Source organism: Armatimonadota bacterium (genome assembly GCA_025059775.1).
Classification (GTDB): Bacteria; Sysuimicrobiota; Sysuimicrobiia; order Sysuimicrobiales; family Sysuimicrobiaceae; genus Sysuimicrobium.
Genome location: JANXCW010000015.1, coordinates 1 through 16,870 on the forward strand (window position 1 = coordinate 1; position 16,870 = coordinate 16,870).

General features: G+C 69.7%; 16 protein-coding genes. 11 read left to right on the forward strand and 5 right to left on the reverse strand.

Features of this window, described 5'->3' with window-relative positions:
• Positions 1-96: 96 nt before the first annotated feature.
• The 4 genes from N0A24_10270 to N0A24_10285 are packed head-to-tail and all read right to left on the reverse strand — an operon-like array spanning position 97 to position 4,686.
• Positions 97-549, reverse strand: coding sequence for a small multi-drug export protein (locus N0A24_10270; GenBank protein MCS7173732.1), 453 nt, complete (start codon positions 547-549; stop codon positions 97-99).
• The gene (locus N0A24_10275; protein MCS7173733.1) at positions 546-1,499 is read right to left on the reverse strand and encodes an acyl-CoA thioesterase; all 954 of its coding nucleotides are present in this window, start codon (positions 1,497-1,499) and stop codon (positions 546-548) included. Before N0A24_10275 ends, N0A24_10270 begins: the two co-directional genes overlap by 4 nt.
• The gene (locus N0A24_10280) at positions 1,499-3,265 is read right to left on the reverse strand and encodes an NAD+ synthase (protein MCS7173734.1); all 1,767 of its coding nucleotides are present in this window, start codon (positions 3,263-3,265) and stop codon (positions 1,499-1,501) included. Before N0A24_10280 ends, N0A24_10275 begins: the two co-directional genes overlap by 1 nt.
• Positions 3,266-3,285: 20 nt before the next feature.
• Positions 3,286-4,686 (reverse strand): dipeptidase, encoded by a 1,401-nt coding sequence (locus tag N0A24_10285; protein MCS7173735.1) that lies wholly within the window; start codon positions 4,684-4,686, stop codon positions 3,286-3,288.
• A gap of 91 nt (positions 4,687-4,777) precedes the next feature.
• Here N0A24_10285 and N0A24_10290 point away from each other — a divergent pair, with 91 nt between their 5' ends.
• The 3 genes from N0A24_10290 to N0A24_10300 are packed head-to-tail and all read left to right on the forward strand — an operon-like array spanning position 4,778 to position 8,036.
• The gene (locus tag N0A24_10290) at positions 4,778-5,593 is read left to right on the forward strand and encodes a hypothetical protein (protein ID MCS7173736.1); all 816 of its coding nucleotides are present in this window, start codon (positions 4,778-4,780) and stop codon (positions 5,591-5,593) included.
• Positions 5,590-6,555: an ornithine cyclodeaminase family protein gene (locus N0A24_10295; protein ID MCS7173737.1), complete on the forward strand. Its 966-nt coding sequence runs from the start codon at positions 5,590-5,592 to the stop codon at positions 6,553-6,555. Before N0A24_10290 ends, N0A24_10295 begins: the two co-directional genes overlap by 4 nt.
• A gap of 5 nt (positions 6,556-6,560) precedes the next feature.
• On the forward strand, positions 6,561-8,036 hold the full coding sequence (locus tag N0A24_10300) for a leucyl aminopeptidase (GenBank protein MCS7173738.1): 1,476 nt from the start codon (positions 6,561-6,563) through the stop codon (positions 8,034-8,036).
• 3 nt (positions 8,037-8,039) lie between these two features.
• Here N0A24_10300 and N0A24_10305 read toward each other — a convergent pair whose 3' ends face one another.
• Positions 8,040-8,702: an MBL fold metallo-hydrolase gene (locus N0A24_10305; GenBank protein ID MCS7173739.1), complete on the reverse strand. Its 663-nt coding sequence runs from the start codon at positions 8,700-8,702 to the stop codon at positions 8,040-8,042.
• A 193-nt stretch (positions 8,703-8,895) separates the two neighbouring features.
• On the opposite strand from N0A24_10305, the gene N0A24_10310 reads away from it, so the two are divergent.
• From N0A24_10310 to guaA, 8 genes are all read left to right on the forward strand, one after another.
• Positions 8,896-9,858 (forward strand): aspartate carbamoyltransferase catalytic subunit, encoded by a 963-nt coding sequence (locus N0A24_10310; GenBank protein ID MCS7173740.1) that lies wholly within the window; start codon positions 8,896-8,898, stop codon positions 9,856-9,858.
• Between the two features lie 9 nt (positions 9,859-9,867).
• The gene (locus N0A24_10315) at positions 9,868-11,190 is read left to right on the forward strand and encodes a dihydroorotase (GenBank protein ID MCS7173741.1); all 1,323 of its coding nucleotides are present in this window, start codon (positions 9,868-9,870) and stop codon (positions 11,188-11,190) included.
• Positions 11,187-12,116: a dihydroorotate dehydrogenase gene (locus N0A24_10320; protein ID MCS7173742.1), complete on the forward strand. Its 930-nt coding sequence runs from the start codon at positions 11,187-11,189 to the stop codon at positions 12,114-12,116. Before N0A24_10315 ends, N0A24_10320 begins: the two co-directional genes overlap by 4 nt.
• The gene (gene pyrF, locus N0A24_10325) at positions 12,100-12,807 is read left to right on the forward strand and encodes an orotidine-5'-phosphate decarboxylase (protein ID MCS7173743.1); all 708 of its coding nucleotides are present in this window, start codon (positions 12,100-12,102) and stop codon (positions 12,805-12,807) included. Before N0A24_10320 ends, pyrF begins: the two co-directional genes overlap by 17 nt.
• Complete coding sequence (pyrE, locus tag N0A24_10330) at positions 12,804-13,421, forward strand: orotate phosphoribosyltransferase (GenBank protein ID MCS7173744.1); 618 nt, start codon at positions 12,804-12,806, stop codon at positions 13,419-13,421. The genes pyrF and pyrE overlap by 4 nt, the downstream gene beginning before the upstream one ends.
• Before the next feature lie 101 nt (positions 13,422-13,522).
• Complete coding sequence (gene hpt, locus N0A24_10335) at positions 13,523-14,059, forward strand: hypoxanthine phosphoribosyltransferase (protein ID MCS7173745.1); 537 nt, start codon at positions 13,523-13,525, stop codon at positions 14,057-14,059.
• Between the two features lie 50 nt (positions 14,060-14,109).
• The gene (locus N0A24_10340; protein ID MCS7173746.1) at positions 14,110-15,273 is read left to right on the forward strand and encodes a GuaB3 family IMP dehydrogenase-related protein; all 1,164 of its coding nucleotides are present in this window, start codon (positions 14,110-14,112) and stop codon (positions 15,271-15,273) included.
• A gap of 5 nt (positions 15,274-15,278) precedes the next feature.
• Positions 15,279-16,847 (forward strand): glutamine-hydrolyzing GMP synthase, encoded by a 1,569-nt coding sequence (gene guaA, locus N0A24_10345; protein ID MCS7173747.1) that lies wholly within the window; start codon positions 15,279-15,281, stop codon positions 16,845-16,847.
• Positions 16,848-16,870 lie beyond the last annotated feature (23 nt).

Sequence of the window (16,870 nt, forward strand, 5' to 3'; positions counted from 1 at the left end):
GAGAGGCTGGGGGAGGACCCCGAGACAAAGCAGGAAGCAGGAGGGGTCTGGCAGGTGCTGGACGGACGTACCTTGCCCCCCACCTAAGGCGCGGCCCTACCGAACGAGCCGCAGGCCCTCCACCGCCCCGGTGGAGACCGCCGTCACCACCAGGCCCGCGGTGACTACCCCGATCGCGATGGACGCCCACGCCTTACCCCGGGGGAGTCCCAGCAACCACGCGAGGAGGGTGCCCGCGTAGGCGCCCGTGCCTGGGAGGGGTACGGCCACGAACAGGGCAAGGCCCAGGATCTTGTACCGCTGCACGTAGGGCGTTCCCTGACGGCGGACCCGCTCCATCCGCCGCGCGATCCACCCGATCCGGGAGAGAAACCGGTGGTAGCACAGGTCAAGGGTGATCCACCCGGGGATGATGACCAGGAGGTTGGTGAGGGTGCAGAGGAGGAAGGTCTGGAGCGGCGGGTGGCCCTGCGCGAGGGCCACCGGGATGGCGCCCCGCAGCTCCACCCACGGCACCAGGCTCAGGGTCGCGATCCACCACAGGCTCATCTCCAGGCCTTCCGACGGTGCAGGCGCCGTGCGCGTCGCTCCATGGCCGCCGTATACCGGGCCTGCTCCTCGGGTGTTTCCGGCACGTACGGCGGGAGGGGACATGGCCTGCCCTCGGGATCCACGTGGACCAGGGTGACGAAGGTGGTGCACGTGTGCCACATAGCTCCGGAGAATGGGTCCTCTGCGCGGACCCACAGGCCCACCTCCAGGGAGCTGCGGCCCACGAAGTTCAGAGCGGCAAGCAGGTGGAGGATCTGCCCCACCCGCACGGGGTTCACGAAGTCCAGGGCGTCCACGGAGGCGGTCACCACGGGGCCCCGGGCGTACCGGATCGCCACGATGGCCGCGTGTTCGTCGAGGAGCATCATGAGGTTTCCCGCGAACAGGAGGTTGCCCGCCACCGCGTCCTCGGGGAACACCAGGCGGACGGACCGGGCCGCGTGACGGGTAGGGTGCGGGATCTCCGGGGGCGCGCGGTGGGCCGCGATGCGCGCTAGGCGTTGTTCCCGCCGCTTCCGGGCCGCCTGCAGGAGCCGCTCCTCCTCTTGGGTTTCCGCCACCACCCGAATGCCCACGGGCCGCGGCCGGCCCGCCTCGTCCACAGCTACGAAGGCGAGGTGGGCGGAGGTGGTGTGGCGCCGCACCTCCGCTTTCGGATCCTCCGCGTAAACCTCCACGTCCACCTCCAGGGAGGACCGTCCCACGTCCGTGACCAGGGCTTCCAGGGTCACCACCTCCCCCACGCGCACGGGCTGGAGGAAGTCCAGCTCGTCCATGGCCCCCAGGACTACGGGGCCCCGGGCGAGCCGGGAGGCCGCGAGCGTTCCCGCGGTGGCGATCCACGCCATCATGCGGCCGCCGTAGAGGGATCCCTGGTCGTTCGCGTGTTCGGGGAAGACGATCTGCACCATCTCCGCCCGCGTTTGCGGGATGTGGACCGTCCGCATCAGCGGGCGTCCCGGGCCGTGCCGGCCGCGGTCTCCATCTGGGTCCACGGCCGGTACCAGGAGGTGATGGGAAGCCGCCGGTCGCGTCCGAAGGCCTTGGGCGTGATCTTCACACCGGGCGGGGCCTGTCGGCGCTTGTACTCGCTGCGGTCCACCATCCGCACCACCTTCGCCACGGTCTCGGGATCGAACCCCGCCCGCACGATGTCCTCCGGTGGCGTGTCCTGCTCCACGTAGAGCTCCAGGATGGGATCGAGTACCTCGTAGGGCGGAAGCTTCTCCTGATCCGTCTGGCCCGGCCGCAGCTCCGCGGTGGGTGGGCGCAGGAACACCCCCTCCGGGATGACGGGATGCCTGGCGTTCCGGTGGCGGGCCAGGGCGTACACCAAGGTTTTCGGCACGTCCTTCAGCACCGCGAACCCGCCGGCCATGTCCCCGTACAGGGTGGCATACCCCACGCTCAGCTCGCTCTTGTTGCCCGTGGTGAGCACGATCCCCCCGAACTTGTTGGTGAGGGCCATGAGGAGGTTTCCGCGGATGCGGGCCTGGATGTTCTCCTCCGCCTCGTTGGGCTGTGTGCCCGCGAAAGGCGCCGCGAGCGTCTCCAGATAGCTCTGGAAGACCTCCCCGATGGGGAGCACCAAGAGACGGATCCCCAGGTTGCGGGCCAGCTCCTCCGCGTACCGCACGCTCTCCCCGGAGGTGTACGGGGAGGGCATGGACACGCCCCAGACGTTCTCCGGCCCCAAGGCATCCATGGCGATGACGGCCACCAGGGAAGAGTCGATCCCGCCCGAGAGCCCCACCACCACCTGGTGGAACCCGTTCTTCCGCACGTAGTCCCGGGTCCCTACCACCAGGGCCCGGTACACCTCCTCCAGGTCCGGTAAGGGTTCCGCCAGGAAGGGCGCCACGGGGGGCCGGGGACGGTCCCGCAGCGCCTCCAGCTCCACCACGGAGACGGGTGGAGCCTGGAGCGGGAACCGGTCGCTCTCCTCCACCCCCGTGCGACGGGCCCGCAGGCGCTTGGCCCGGGCCACGTCCACGTCGCACACCACCAGGGCCTCCTCGAACTGTGGGCCCCGGGCCAGGACTTTCCCTTCCTGGTCTATCACCACGCTGCCGCCGTCGAAGACCAGCTCGTCCTGTCCGCCCACTACGTTCACGTAGCACAGGACCACCCCGTGGTCCCGGGCCCGGGTGCGGAGCATCTCCTCCCGCTCCCGCCACTTGCCCCGGTGATAGGGGGAGCCGTTGATGTTGAAAGCGATCAGCGCCCCAGCCTGGGCCTGCACCGCGAGGGGGCCGTCCGGAAACCAGATGTCCTCGCAGATGTTCACCGCCACGGGGAGTTCTCCCAGTCGGAAGACGGGCACCGTCGTCCCCGGTGCGAAGTACCGTTTCTCGTCGAAGACCCCATAGTTGGGCAACAGCCGCTTGTGGTACACCCCCGCGATCCGGCCGTCCGCGCACACCGCGGCCGCGTTGTACAGGTACGTGGCGCGGTCCACAAACCCCACCACCGCCACCAGGTCCGTGGTGTGGGCCGCGATCTCCTCCACCGCCCGCAGGTTCCCCTCCACGAAGTCCGGCTTGAGCACGAGGTCCTCCGGCGGGTAGCCGGTGACCGCGAGCTCCGGGAAGAGCACCACGTCCGCACCAAGCTCCCGGGCCTGTCGCAACCGCTCCACGATGCGGCGGACGTTGCCCTCCAGGTCTCCCACCACGGGGTTGATCTGCGCGAGCGCCACCCGCAGGGTCCGCACGCCTCTAGGATACGGTACCTTCACAGAGGCGTCAGGGGTTCGGCTGGCGCTGGCCGCGGGATCCCCCGGAGGTGGTGGAAGAACCGGATCACCGCCTCTACCCCGCCCCACAGGAGGGGAAGCTCCACCTTCTCGTTGGGCGCGTGGAGGTTGTCGTCCGGGAGTCCGAATCCGGTGACCACCACGGGCAACTTCAGGGTACGGGCCAGCAACTCCACCACGGGCACGGACCCCCCTTGACGGATGAACCGGACCTCTGCTCCGAATGCCTCCCGCCATGCCCGGGCCGCGGCCTGTACGGCGGGCTGTTGGGGAGAGATGACCCAGGGCCGTCCCGCATACAGCTTCCGGACCTCGACCCGATAGACGGGGTGGGTCCGACGCAGGATGTACCGTTCGAAGGCCCGGTGGATCCGATCGGGATCCTGGTCAGGCACCAGGCGCATGCTCACCTTCGCGGTGCACCGGGCGGGGAGCACGGTCTTGGCCCCCGATCCGGTAAAGCCTCCGGCCAGTCCGTGGATCTCAAACGTGGGCCGTGCCCACAGCCGTTCCAGCACCGAGAACCCCTCTTCCCCCGCCACGCCTCGGGCGCCGATCCGGCGCGCGAACTCCGCCTCATCGAGGGCGAGCTCCTGCCAGGCGCGGCGCTCCTCCTCGGTGGGCGGCCGCACGCGCCGGTAAAAGCCCGGCAGACGCACGCGGCCGCGACGATCCCACAGCGACCCCAACAGCCGCACCGCCTCATGAAAGGGGTTGGGGACGGCGCCGCCGTAGAGGCCGGAGTGGAGATCTGTCTCGGGCCCCTGCCAGGTCACCTCCTCGTACAGGATCCCCCGCAGCCCCACGGTGATGGCGGGGATCCCCCGGTCGAAGAAGGCGGAGTCCATCACGAGGGCGCAGTCCGCCGCGAGCTTTCGCCGGTGCCGGGGTACGTAGGCGGAGACCTCCGCCCCGCTGCTCTCCTCCTCTCCCTCCACCAGCAGCTTCACGTTCACGGGAAGTCCGTCCGTGGCGAGCAGGGCCTCCAGGGCCGCCACCACCGCGAAGACCTGCCCCTTGTCGTCCGAAGCACCCCGGGCGTAGAGCCGATCCCCCCGCACCGTGGGCTCAAAGGGTGGGGAATGCCACAGCTCCAGGGGATCTACGGGCTGCACGTCGTAGTGGCCGTACACGAGCACGGTAGGAGCGTCTGAAGCACCCAGCCACTCCGCGTACACGAGGGGATGGTGCCGGCTGGAAGGGATCACCTCCACCCGCATCCCCGTTCTCCGCAGCCGGTCCCCGAGCCAGTGGGCGGCCCGCTCGCAGTCCGCATCGTGCTCCGGGAGCGCGCTGATGCTGGGAATCCGCAGCCAGTCCCCGAGTTCCTCCAGGAACCGGTCGCGATGCTGGCGGGCGTATGCGAGGGCTCGGTCCATGGTCCGCTTCTCCTGCGTGAGACCGTGTTCCCTCCCGCTATTCGCCGTTCCCCGTCGCTCCCCTGCCGCATGCGGTATGCTGAAAGGCGGAATGACTCCCGCCTTCCTCCACCGGCTCTCGACCCCTGAAGGCCGCCGCCGGACCGACCGGTGGCTGGTGGTGGCCTGCGCGGTGGGCTTCGGCTTCTCCGTGCTCACCTTCGGGTGGGATCGGTGGTTCTTCCTCCTCATGGTGTGGGCTGGAGTCGTCTACATCCCCCTGCGGCTTGCCCTGGAGTGGCTGGGTTCCAGGGGGCGCCTGCAGCGACAGCGTTACCGGGCGCACTTGCCGGACCGGGTCACTCCCTCAAACTTCTCCGTGGCCGCGCAGGCCCTGTGGGACCGGGAGGTGCTGCTGCCCCGCATCGTTTCCCCGCCCATCGCGGAGAGGGCGCAGATGGCGGTGGTGACGCTGGGACGCTGGGCCCTCACGCGGGATCCCTCCGGAGAAGGAGTCCGGAGACTCGCGGTGCGGCTCGCCTCGGCCGCGGACGGATGGATGGCAGAGCTGAGCGCGGCTTGGCCGGAGGAGGCGCACAGCATCCAGGCCCGGTGGCGCGACGTCCGGCTGCTCTCCGCCCTCCTGGCCACCACCCGGGTCCTCGCCTGCCTGTACGAAGAGATCGCCCGGCAACCCTTTTACGGACCCGGGATCGACGCGCAGACCCTGCGGGAATTCGTGGACCGCTCCCTGGACTTCCTCGACCTGGCCGCGCTCGACCCCGATCTGCCCACCTGGCGCGGAGGACTGCTCGGTCTGTGGACTCCGGAGGCGAGGACCGTGCGGGAGCGGTGGGAGGCGTATTGCGAGGCGCGGGGATCTACCGCTCAGGCCATGGAGGCCTTGCAGGAGGTGTTGGAGGCGTGAGCGCCATTTGGCTTGCCGAGGAAGACATCTCGCGCCTGCTCCCGCTTCCGGAGGCCATCCGGGTGCTGGAGGAAGCCTTCCGCGCGAAGGCGGCGGGAGAGGCCGTCAACGTCCCGCGTACCCGGGTGGTGACCCCTGAGGGGGTGCTCCACGTGATGTCTGCGGGGTGGATCTCGGGGGGCGTGATGGGGTTGAAGGCGTACACCACTTCCCCAGCGGGAGCGCGATTTGTGGTGCTGCTGTACGCTACGGACGGTCGGCTCCTGGCCGGCATGGAGGCGGACGTGCTGGGGCAGCGACGAACAGGTGCCGCCAGTGGGCTTGCCACCCGGTACATGGCCCGTCCGGAGGCCTCCGTGGTCGCGGTGATCGGGAGCGGCTGGCAGGCGAGGACCCAGCTGGCCGCGGTGTGTGCGGTGCGCTCCGTCCGGGAGGCCCGGGTCTACAGCCGCACGCCCCAGCGCCGTGAGGCCTTCGCGCGGGAGATGTCGGAGCAGCTCGCAATCCCCGTGCGGGCCGTGCCCTCCGGAGAGGAAGCTGTGACGGGCGCGGACGTGATCTGCACCATCACCACGGCCCGGGAGCCGGTCCTGCGGGGTCGATGGCTGCATCCCGGGGTGCACATCAATGCGGCGGGCGTCAACTGGCCGGATCGCCGGGAGCTGGACGGGGAGGCGGTGCGGCGGGCCCACCGCATTGCGGTGGACGATCTTGCCCAGGCGCAGATGGAGTGCGGGGATCTGGTGCAGGCGGAACGGGAAGGAGTCTTCCGGTGGGAGCAGGCGGTGGAGCTCTCGGACATCGTGGCGGGAAGGGTCCCCGGGCGCGGGGACCCGCGGGAGATCACCCTCTTTGCCTCGCAGGGGATTGCCCTGGAGGACGTGGCCGTGGCGAAGCTGGTCTACGAACGGGCCCGTGAGGAGGGTGTGGGCCGCCCCTTCGCGGAATTCCGCGGGAGGTAGCGGGGATGCAGGTGATGCTCTCGAACATCCGACCCGAGCAGGCCTCGTGCGATGCCCTGGCCATCTTGATAGAGGAGCAGGCACTGGAAGCTGCCCTCGAGGATCTGGACCGAGCCCTGGACGGATGGATCCGGGAGGCTGTGCGCCTGACGGGGTTTGGAGGCAAGCAGGACCGGACGCTGTGGCTATTCACCCACGGAAAGATCCCTCCCCCCCGCTTGGTGCTGGTAGGAATGGGGCGGCCGAAGGTCGGATCCGCCTGGACGGAGGCCCTGCGCCGGGCTGCCGCGGTGGCCGTCCGCGAGGCCCGGTCCCAGCGGGTACGCCACCTGGCGGTATGGACACCGCGGCTCCCCCCGCAGGCCCTGGGGGCCGTGGTGGAGGGCTTGTACCTGGGCGCGTACCGGTACGAGGCCTACAGGACCTTCGAGGAGCCGCAGCTGGAGCGCGTGCAGATCCTGGGTGGTACGGATGCCGAGCGGAGAAGGGCCCTCCACCGGGGGCAGGTGCTGGCCGAGGCCACCTGCTTCGCCCGGGACCTCGTGAACGCCCCGCCGAACGAGGTCACGCCTCCGGCCCTGGCCCGCATCGCCCGGCGGATCGCCCGAGAGCGGGACCTGAGGATCCGGGTATACGGCCCCCTGCAGCTCCAGCGCATGGGCGCGGGCGCCATCCTCGCGGTGGGTCGCGGGAGCAGGCAGCCTCCGCAGCTCATCGTGCTGGAGTACCGGCCGCCCCGCGCGAACCGGACCGTGGTGATCGCGGGCAAGGGCGTTACCTTCGATGCGGGCGGGCTCGACCTCAAGACCGCGGAAGGTATGGAGACCATGAAGTCCGACTGTGCGGGAGCCGCCGCGGTGCTGGCGGCCATGCGGGCCCTTCCCGCGCTTCGGGTTCCCCACCGCGTGGTGGGGATCGTGGGGGCGGTGGAGAACCTGCTCGGGGAATCGGCGATGAAGCCCGGCGACATCGTACGGGCCCTGAACGGCAAAACCATCGAGATCACCAACACGGATGCGGAGGGCCGGGTGGTGCTCGCGGATGCCCTCAGCTACGCGGCCCGCTACCGGCCGGACGCCATCGTGGACCTCGCCACCTTGACGGGCTCCGCCATCGTGGCCCTGGGCTACCACGCGGCCGCCATTCTGGGCAACGACCGGGCCCTCATTCAGGACCTCATCCGGGCCGGGGAGGCAGCGGGGGAGCGATTGTGGGAGCTGCCCCTGTATGAGGAATTCCGGGAGGCCATCCGGAGCGAGGTGGCGGATCTCAAGAACTCCGCGGGTCGGTACGGCGGCGCCCAAAAGGGTGCTGCCTTCATCGCGGAGTTCGTGGGCGACCGGCCCTGGGCCCACCTGGACATCGCGGGGGTGGCCTTCCTGGACAAGGCCGAGGGCCAGGCCCCGCACCTGCCCAAGGGGGCCACGGGCTTCGGGGTCCGCACCCTCCTCAACTGGCTTGCGCCCCCGGAGGAGACGTGAGCGCTAAGCCTTCCACGCCATAACCCAGATCTCCTGGGTGGCGGGCAGATCCTTGATCTCCACCGTGTGGCCCACCCGCTTGATGTTCTGCTTGTTGGCCAGGAACGGGTCGAGGGGAGCGATGGGCCAGTCCGGGTTCACTTCCGTCCGGTAGTGCATGGGAACCACCACCCGGGGGTGGAGCTGCGCGATCACCCGATCCGCGGTGGCCGCGTCGATGGTGTAGTAGCCCCCTACGGGGACCAGGAAGATGTCCGGGTTCTGGGCCTGCGCCGCGGTCTGAGGATCCAGGGCGTGGCCGAGGTCGCCCGCATGGAGGATGCGCAGTCCGTCCGCCACCACCCAGAACATGGCGTTCTTGCCCCGCTGGGAGCCCTGGGTCTCGTCGTGGTAGGTGCGCACCGTCCGGATCTCGATGCCGTCCACCGTCTCCTGTACATCCGCCCAGTCCCGGCCCTCATCCCGGAGGCCCCGGATCACCCGCGGGGAACCGCTTGCGAGGGCCACGTGGTTGTGGTCGAAGTGCTCGTGGCTGATGAGCACCAGATCCGCAGGCACGGGCTGCATGGGGTAACCCACCTGCTCGTTGTAGGGGTCCACGAGAATGCGCCTGCCCGCTTGGGTCTCCAGCAGAAAGCACGCATGCCCCAGATAGGTGATCTTCATGGTCCTCCCTCCTTTCTTTCTCGTTGACCCGAGGGCTTCCACGTGATAGTTTAGCGTGGAAAGCACCTTTAAGTCGGTCCCGTGAGGCCGGCAAGGGGCGCAACAAGATGGTTCCTACACCTTCTTGCCGGCGGCAAGAAGGTGTGTTGCTTGCCGCCGGTCCGGCGCCCCGCAAGGAAGGGAGGGGTGTCGGATGAAGATCCTCCGTAAGGATTTGCTCGACCTGCGGAGCCTCACCGTGGGGCAGGTGCAATCCCTCCTGGATCTTTCCCGCACCGCGCTCCAGGGGGCGTTGCCTGCCGGTGCCCTTCAGGGCCGCGTGGTGGCCATGGTCTTCTTCGAACCCAGCACCCGCACCCGCACCTCCTTTGAGCTGGCCGCCCGCCGTCTGGGTGCGGAGGTTCTGGTCTTCGACGTGGCCCGCAGCTCCGTGCAGAAGGGCGAGTCCCTGCTCGACACGGCACGCACCCTGGAGGCCATGGGGGTGGATGCCATCGTGCTCCGGCACAGCAGCTCCGGAGCCCCGCACTTCGTGGCCCGGCACGTACGGTGCAGCGTGATCAACGCGGGGGACGGGATGCACGAGCATCCCACGCAGGGCCTGCTGGATCTCCTCACCATCCGGGAGATCAAGGGCCGCATCGCGGGACTCCGGGTGGTCATCCTGGGCGACATCCTCCACAGCCGGGTGGCCCGCTCCACCGCGTACGGCCTGGGACTTCTGGGAGCCCGGGTGGTGCTGTGCGGTCCGGCGACCCTGCTGCCTCCCTCCGTGGACATCCCGAACGCTTCCCTGACCGTGCGGATCGAGGAGGCCCTGGAGGGTGCGGATGTGGTAATACCCCTGCGGATGCAGGTGGAACGGGCGGCCGCGGCCTTCGTCCCTTCCCTAGGGGAGTTCGCGCGCCTGTATGCCCTCACCCCGCACCGCCTTCGCCGGGCCAAGCCGGACGCCATCGTGATGCACCCCGGCCCCATGAACCTGGGGGTGGAGATCACGCCGGAGGTGGCCTACGGACCGCAATCCGTGATCCTCCGTCAGGTGGCGCACGGTGTGGCGGTGCGCATGGCGGTCCTGTACGACCTGCTGGCGACTGCCCCGGCCCGTCCGGAGTTGCGGCCCGTGGCACAGCGGATGGCGGCAGGCGTGTCCTAGGAAAGGGCCGTGGAGCGGTTGTGGATTGCGGGCGGCCGGGTGGTGGACCCGGCTTCCGGCCGGGATGAGGTGGCGGACGTGTTGGTGGAGGGCGGCCGCATCGTGGCCGTGGCGCGGGGAATGCGGCCCGGGGGAGCGAGCGTCCTCGACGCCCGGAGTCTGGTGGTGGCTCCGGGACTCGTGGATCTCCACGTGCACCTCCGGGACCCGGGACAGACCCACAAGGAGGACATCGCCTCCGGCACCCGGGCCGCGGCCCGCGGCGGGGTGACGAGCGTGGTGTGCATGGCCAACACGAAGCCACCCGTGGACGACCCCGTGGTGGTGGAGTACATCCGGAGCCGGGCGCGGGAAGCCGGAGCGGTGCGCGTGTACCCCGTGGGTGCCGTCACGAAGGGGCTGGAGGGCAAGGAGCTGAGCCCCATTGGGGCCCTCGCGACGGCGGGCGTGGTGGGCCTCTCGGATGATGGCCGGCCCATCTCCGATGCCGGACTGCTCCGTCGGGCCATGCTCTACAGCCGGATGTTCGACCTCCCCATCCTCGAGCACTGCGAGGATCCCTCCCTCTCCGCGGGAGGAGTCATGCACGAGGGGGAGGTGAGCGTCCGGTTGGGCCTGCGGGGTATCCCCCGAAGCGCGGAGGAGGTGGTGGTGGCCCGGGATCTCGTGCTGGCGGAGGAGACCGGAGCCCACGTGCACATCCAGCACGTCAGCACCCGGGGATCCGTGCGCCTTATCCGGGAGGCCAAAACACGGGGCGTGCGGGTCACCGCGGAAGTCACCCCCCACCATCTCGCCCTCACGGACGAGAGCCTGGAGGGGTACGATCCGAACTTCAAGATGAATCCTCCCCTGCGGAGCGCGGAGGACGTGGAGGCCCTGCTGGAGGGCCTGCGGGACGGAACCCTGGACTGCATCGCCACGGACCACGCCCCGCACGCTCCTGCAGAGAAGCTGGTGGAGTTCGATGCGGCGCCCTTCGGGGTCATCGGACTGGAGACGCTGCTCGGCGTGGTGCTCACCCGGCTCGTGTGGCAGGAGGGGTGGCCTCTAGGGAGGGCACTCTCCCTCGTCACGGACCGGCCCGCGCGGATCCTGGGATTGCCGGGCGGCCGGCTGCAGGCGGGTGCTCCCGCGGACCTGGTGCTCCTCGACCCCGGGCGGGAGTGGGTGGTGGATCCGGATCGGTTCCACAGCAAATCCCGCAACACGCCCTTCGGAGGGTGGACCCTGCGGGGGAGGGTGCTGGCGACCCTGGTGGAGGGCCGCGTCGTGTGGATGGAGGAAGAAGAGAAGGCTAGGCTGCTCCCCGTGGGCTCGGGTGCGGAATGACCGTGGATCTATCGGTGGAGATCGCGGGGGTACGGTTTCCGAACCCCGTGCTGTGCGCCGCGGGGCCCTTGGGGCACGGCCGGGAATTCGCCCAGGTGGTGGATCTTGGGGCCTTCGGCGGGTTCGTCACCAAGTCCATCACCCTGGAACCCCGGGAGGGGAACCCGCGGCCGGATCTGGTGGAGGTGGACGGCGGCTTGCTCAACTCGGTGGGGTTGCGCAATCCAGGCCTTGCCGCTTTCCTCACCAAGGACCTCCCGTTCCTGCGTACCCTGGGGATCCCCATCATCGCCAGCCTTGCGGGACACTCCGTCGCGGAGTTCCGGGAACTCGCCGGTTGGCTCACGGAGGCGGAGGGGATCGCGGCCTTGGAGCTCAACGTGAGCTGCCCCAACGTGGAGAACGGGCTCGTGTTCGGCACGGACCCGGAGCTCCTCCGGGAGCTGGTGCGGGCCGTGCGGGAGGTGGTGCACCGTCCCCTGTTCGTGAAGCTCACCCCCAACGTCACGGACATCGTCTCCGTGGCCCGGGCCGCGGCAGGTGCGGGGGCGGATGCCCTCAGCCTGGTTAACACCCTCCTCGGGATGGCCATTGACGTGCGCACCCGCCGGCCCAAGCTGGGCGGAATTACCGGAGGGCTTTCGGGGCCCCCTCTCCGACCCGTGGCGGTGCGCATGGTGTTCGAGGTGCGCCGGGCGGTTGCCGTCCCGCTCATCGGCATGGGGGGAATCGAGAACGCGGAGCACGCGGCGGAGTTCTTCCTGGCCGGTGCTTCCGCAGTGGCCGTCGCCTCCGCCACCCTGAAGAACCCACGGGTTGCCCGGGAGCTCGTGGAAGGGTTGCGGACGTATCTCGCCACGCAGGGGATGCGGTCCATCCGGGAACTGGTGGGCGCCCTGGAGCTTCCCCATGCCGCACGTGCCTGAGCTCATCGTGGCCCTGGACGTATCGGGGTTCCGGGAGGCAGAGCGGCTCGTGCGCCTGCTGCGGCCCGCGGTGGCGTTCTTCAAGGTGGGCCCCGTGCTGTTCACCGCCTGCGGTCCAGAAGCGGTGCGTATGGTGCACGACCACGGGGCCCGGGTGTTCCTGGACCTGAAGTTCTTCGACATCCCGCACGTGGTGGCCGCGGCGGTGCGACAGGCGGCCCGGTTGGGGGTCTCCATGCTCACCGTGCACACCCTCGGGGGAAGGGAGATGCTCCGGGCGGCGGCGCAGGCGGCGAGGGAGGCGGAGAGCCCGCCGCGCCTCATCGGGGTTACCCTCCCCACCAGCCTGGATGAGGAGGAGGCGCGCTCCGTGGGGATCGCGGACGGGCTTGCGGAGGCCGTCCTGCGACTGGGAAGGCTTGCCCGGGAGGCGGGACTGGATGGCGCGGTGTGCGGGGTGCGCGAGGTGGCCGATCTGAAACACAACCTGGGCGCGGAATTCCTCGCGGTGGTGCCGGGCATCCGACCGCGGGCGGTGGAGGGCGACGACCAGGCCCGCACCGGAGATGTCCGCAGCGCGGTGGCCGCGGGCGCGGACTACGTGGTGGTGGGCCGGCCCATCCTCCAGGCCTCCGATCCTCTCGCGGCAGCCCGGTCCCTGATGCAGGCCCTGACCCCGGAACCACCATGACCCGCGGACCCGCGGAGCAGGAAATCCTGGAAATCTTCCGGAGGGTGGGAGCGCTGCTCGAGGGCCACTTCCTGCTCACCAGCGGCCTCCACAGCCCCGCCTACGTGCAGTGCGCCCTCCTGTTGCAGTACCCGGACCTCGCGGCGCGTGTGGCGGCCCCCCTGGCAGAGGTTTTCCGCACCAGGGGTGTGGAGGTGGTGGTGGGCCCTGCTTTGGGAGCGATTCCCCTGGTCTACGAGCTCGCGCGTCAGCTCAACGCCCGCGCCATCTGGGCGGAGCGCACGGACGGGCACCTGGCCCTGCGACGGTCCTTTACCGTGGGCCGGGGAGAGCGGGTGCTGGTGGCGGAGGATGTGGTGACCACCGGCGGATCCGTGCGGGAGGTGCTGGATCTGGTGCGGTCCGCGGGGGCCGAGGTGGTGGGGGTGGCGGCCCTGGTGGACCGTACCGGGGGACGCGACCCGGGGTTCGGAGCGCCGTTTGCGGCCGTGTTGCACCTGGATCTGGAGACCTTCGCTCCCGCGTCCTGTCCCCTCTGCCGGGAGGGCGTGCCCCTCGTGAAGCCGGGAAGCAGGATGTTCACAAAATCCGAACGATCCGACGTAGAAGGCTGAGAATCCGCGAAGAATCCGGGACCGAACGTGGCGCAAGCGCGGTGGTTGACTCCTGTTTTCCGTCCCTCTACAATCACCGGCAAAGGAGCGGCACCGTGGGGTTGCTGGACGACGTAGCGGAGGTGTTGATCCCGGAGGAGGCGCTGCAGTCCCGGGTGCGGGAGCTGGGCCGCCAGATTTCAGAGGACTACGAAGGGAAGGAACCGTTGCTGGTGGGAATCCTCACGGGCGCGGTGTTCTTCGTGTGCGATCTCCTGCGGGCCATCACCATCCCCGTGCACCTGGATTTCATGGCCACCAGCGCCTATGGCCGGGGCACGGAGAGCACGGGGGTGGTGCGGATCCTCAAGGACCTCAATGAGAGCATCGAGGGGCGGCACGTGATCATCGTGGATGACATCGTGGACACCGGGCTCACCATGGACTACCTGCTCACCACCCTGAAGGCCCGGTATCCCGCGAGTCTTGCGGTGTGCGTGCTTCTGGACAAGGCGGAACGCCGCATCCGGGAGGTCCCTCTGCGGTACGTGGGCTTCCGGATTCCCAACAGGTTCGTGGTGGGCTACGGTCTGGACTACGCGGGGCTGTACCGGAACCTGCCCTTCGTGTGCGTGCTGAAGCCGGAGGTGTACCAATGAAGACGCAGATCCCCGAACGGGTCCCCGTGCCAGGCGAGACGGAGCAGCCCGTGGGAGAGCCTCTCGGCATTGGTCGGTGGGCACGCCGGGCCTACGGGTACGACGACATCGCCCTGGTTCCCGCCGCGAGCACCCTGGATCCCGAGGATGTGGACACCTCGTGGGAGGTGGCGGGCTTCCGTTTCCGCATCCCCGTGCTCGCCGCGGCCATGGACAGCGTGACGGATGTGCGGGTGGCGGCGCTCCTGCACGGGCTGGGTGGAGCTGCGGTACTCAACCTGGAGGGAATCCAGACCCGGTACGAGGATCCCGCGGAGGCCATCGAGGCCATCGTCCAGGCTCCCCCGGAGAGATGCGTGGCGGTTCTGCAGGAGGTGTACCGCCGTCCGGTCCGGGACGACCTCGTTGCCCGCCGCATCCAGGAGCTCAAGCGGGCGGGCGCGGTGGCCATGGCCTCCGTGACCCCCGCGAACGCCCCCCACCTCGCCCCCCTCGCCCGGGAGGCGGGGCTCGACGTGCTCGTAGTCCAGTCCACCGTGGTGACCGCGCAGCATCGCTCCACCCGTGGCCGGGGAGTTTCCCTGCGGGAGCTGGTGGACCGGCTGGGGATCCCCGTCCTGGCGGGGAACTGTGTCTCGTACGCCCAGGCCATGGGGCTGCTGGAGGCGGGGGTGGCGGGGGTGTTCGTGGGCGTGGGGCCCGGGGCCGCGTGCACGAGCCGCCGCGTGCTGGGGGTTGGCGTTCCGCAGGTCACCGCCCTGTGCGACGTGGCTGCGGCCCGGGATGCCTACTACGTCCGCACGGGTCGCTATGTCCCCGTGATCGCGGATGGTGGGCTCACGGTAGGGGGAGATCTCGCGAAGGCCATCGCGTGCGGAGCGGACGCGGTGATGCTGGGGAGTGCCCTCGCGCGTGCGGCGGAGGCGCCGGGACGGGGATACCACTGGGGCATGGCCACCCCGCATCCCGCCCTTCCCCGGGGCACCCGCATTTATGTGGGAACCACGGGGACGCTGCGCCAGATCCTCCTGGGCCCCGCGCAGGTGGACGATGGGAGCCAGAATCTCGTGGAGGCCCTTCGGACAGCCATGGGGATGTGCGGGGCTTCTACCATCCGGGAGATGCACCAGGTGGAGGTGGTGCTGGCCCCCGCCCTCGCCACGGAGGGCAAGGCGGTGCAGTTCGCCCAGCGGGTGGGCCAGGGCCGGCCGTGATCGGGATGCAGGTGGAGGAAGCGCCCGCGGAACTCCGTCCGGCCTCCCCAGAGCTCGTTCTCGTCCTCGATTTCGGCGCCCAGTACACGCAGCTGATCGCCCGTCGGATCCGGGAGCTCCGGGTCTACAGCCTCATCCTCCCCTACGATGCGCCGCTGGCCCGCATCCGGGACCTCCGGCCCAAGGGGATCGTGCTCTCCGGTGGACCCCGGAGCGTCTACGAACCCGACGCTCCCCAGGCGGATGCCGCCCTGCTCTCCCTGGGGATTCCCGTGCTGGGGATCTGTTACGGCATGCAGTGGATGGCCCACGTGCTGGGCGGTCGCACGGGCCCTAGCCCCCACCGGGAGTACGGCCGCACCCGGCTGGTGGTGGAAGAGCCGGATGTGCTGTTCGCGGGGCTGGAGCGGCGGTTGCTGTGCTGGATGAGCCACGGGGACGCGGTGCTGGACCTGCCGCCCGGTTTTGTCAGCCTGGCCCGCACGGATCAGGGAGTGTGCGCGGCCATGGCGCATCCCGCCCGGCGGCTGTTCGGTGTGCAGTTCCACCCGGAGGTTTCCCACACTCCCTGGGGACGGGAGGTGCTGCGGAACTTCCTGTTCACGGTGTGCGGGTGTACCGGATCCTGGACCATGACCTCGTTCCTCGAGGAGGCCGTGGTCTGGGTGCGGGAACAGGTGGGGGCTGGAAGGGTGCTGTGCGCCCTCTCGGGCGGAGTGGACTCCTCCGCGGCCGCGGCTTTAGTGCACCGGGCGGTGGGGGATCAGCTCCGTTGCATCTTCGTGGATCACGGGTTTCTGCGCAAAGGCGAGGCGGAGCAGGTAGTGCGCACCTTCCGGGATCACTTCCGCGTCCCCCTGATCCACGTGGATGCCGCCCCGCGTTTCCTGGAACGGTTGCGGGGCGTGTCCGACCCGGAGGAGAAGCGGCGGCGCATCGGGGAGGAGTTCGTGCGGGTCTTCGAGGAGCACGCGCGCCAGCTGGGACGCATCGACTTCCTCGTGCAGGGCACGCTCTATCCGGACGTCATCGAGAGCGGCACCCGGACCGCGGCCCGCATCAAGACCCACCACAACGTGGGTGGCCTCCCGGAACGTATGAGTTTTCAGCTGATAGAGCCCTTCCGGGAGCTCTTTAAGGACGAGGTGCGGGAGGTGGCGAAGGCCCTGGGGCTTCCGGACGAGCTCATCTGGCGCCATCCCTTCCCCGGCCCGGGCCTCGCCATCCGGGTGGTGGGGGAGGTGACGGCGGAGAAGCTGCGCATCCTCCGGGAGGCGGACGCTATCGTGATGGAGGAAATCCGGCGGGCAGGGCTCGCGCGTTCCCTCTGGCAGGCCTTCTGTGTTCTGCTGCCCGTGCGGACGGTGGGCGTGGCCGGGGATGCCCGCACGTACGGGTATGCGGCCGTGGTGCGGGCGGTGACCAGCGAAGACGGCATGACTGCGGACTGGGCGCGCCTGCCCCCGGAGCTGCTGGAGACCCTGGCGGCCCGGATCACCCGGGAGGTTCCGGAGATCACCCGGGTGGTCTACGACATCACCTCCAAGCCCCCCGCCACCATCGAGTGGGAGTAGACGACTCAACCCTCGCCCGAGTC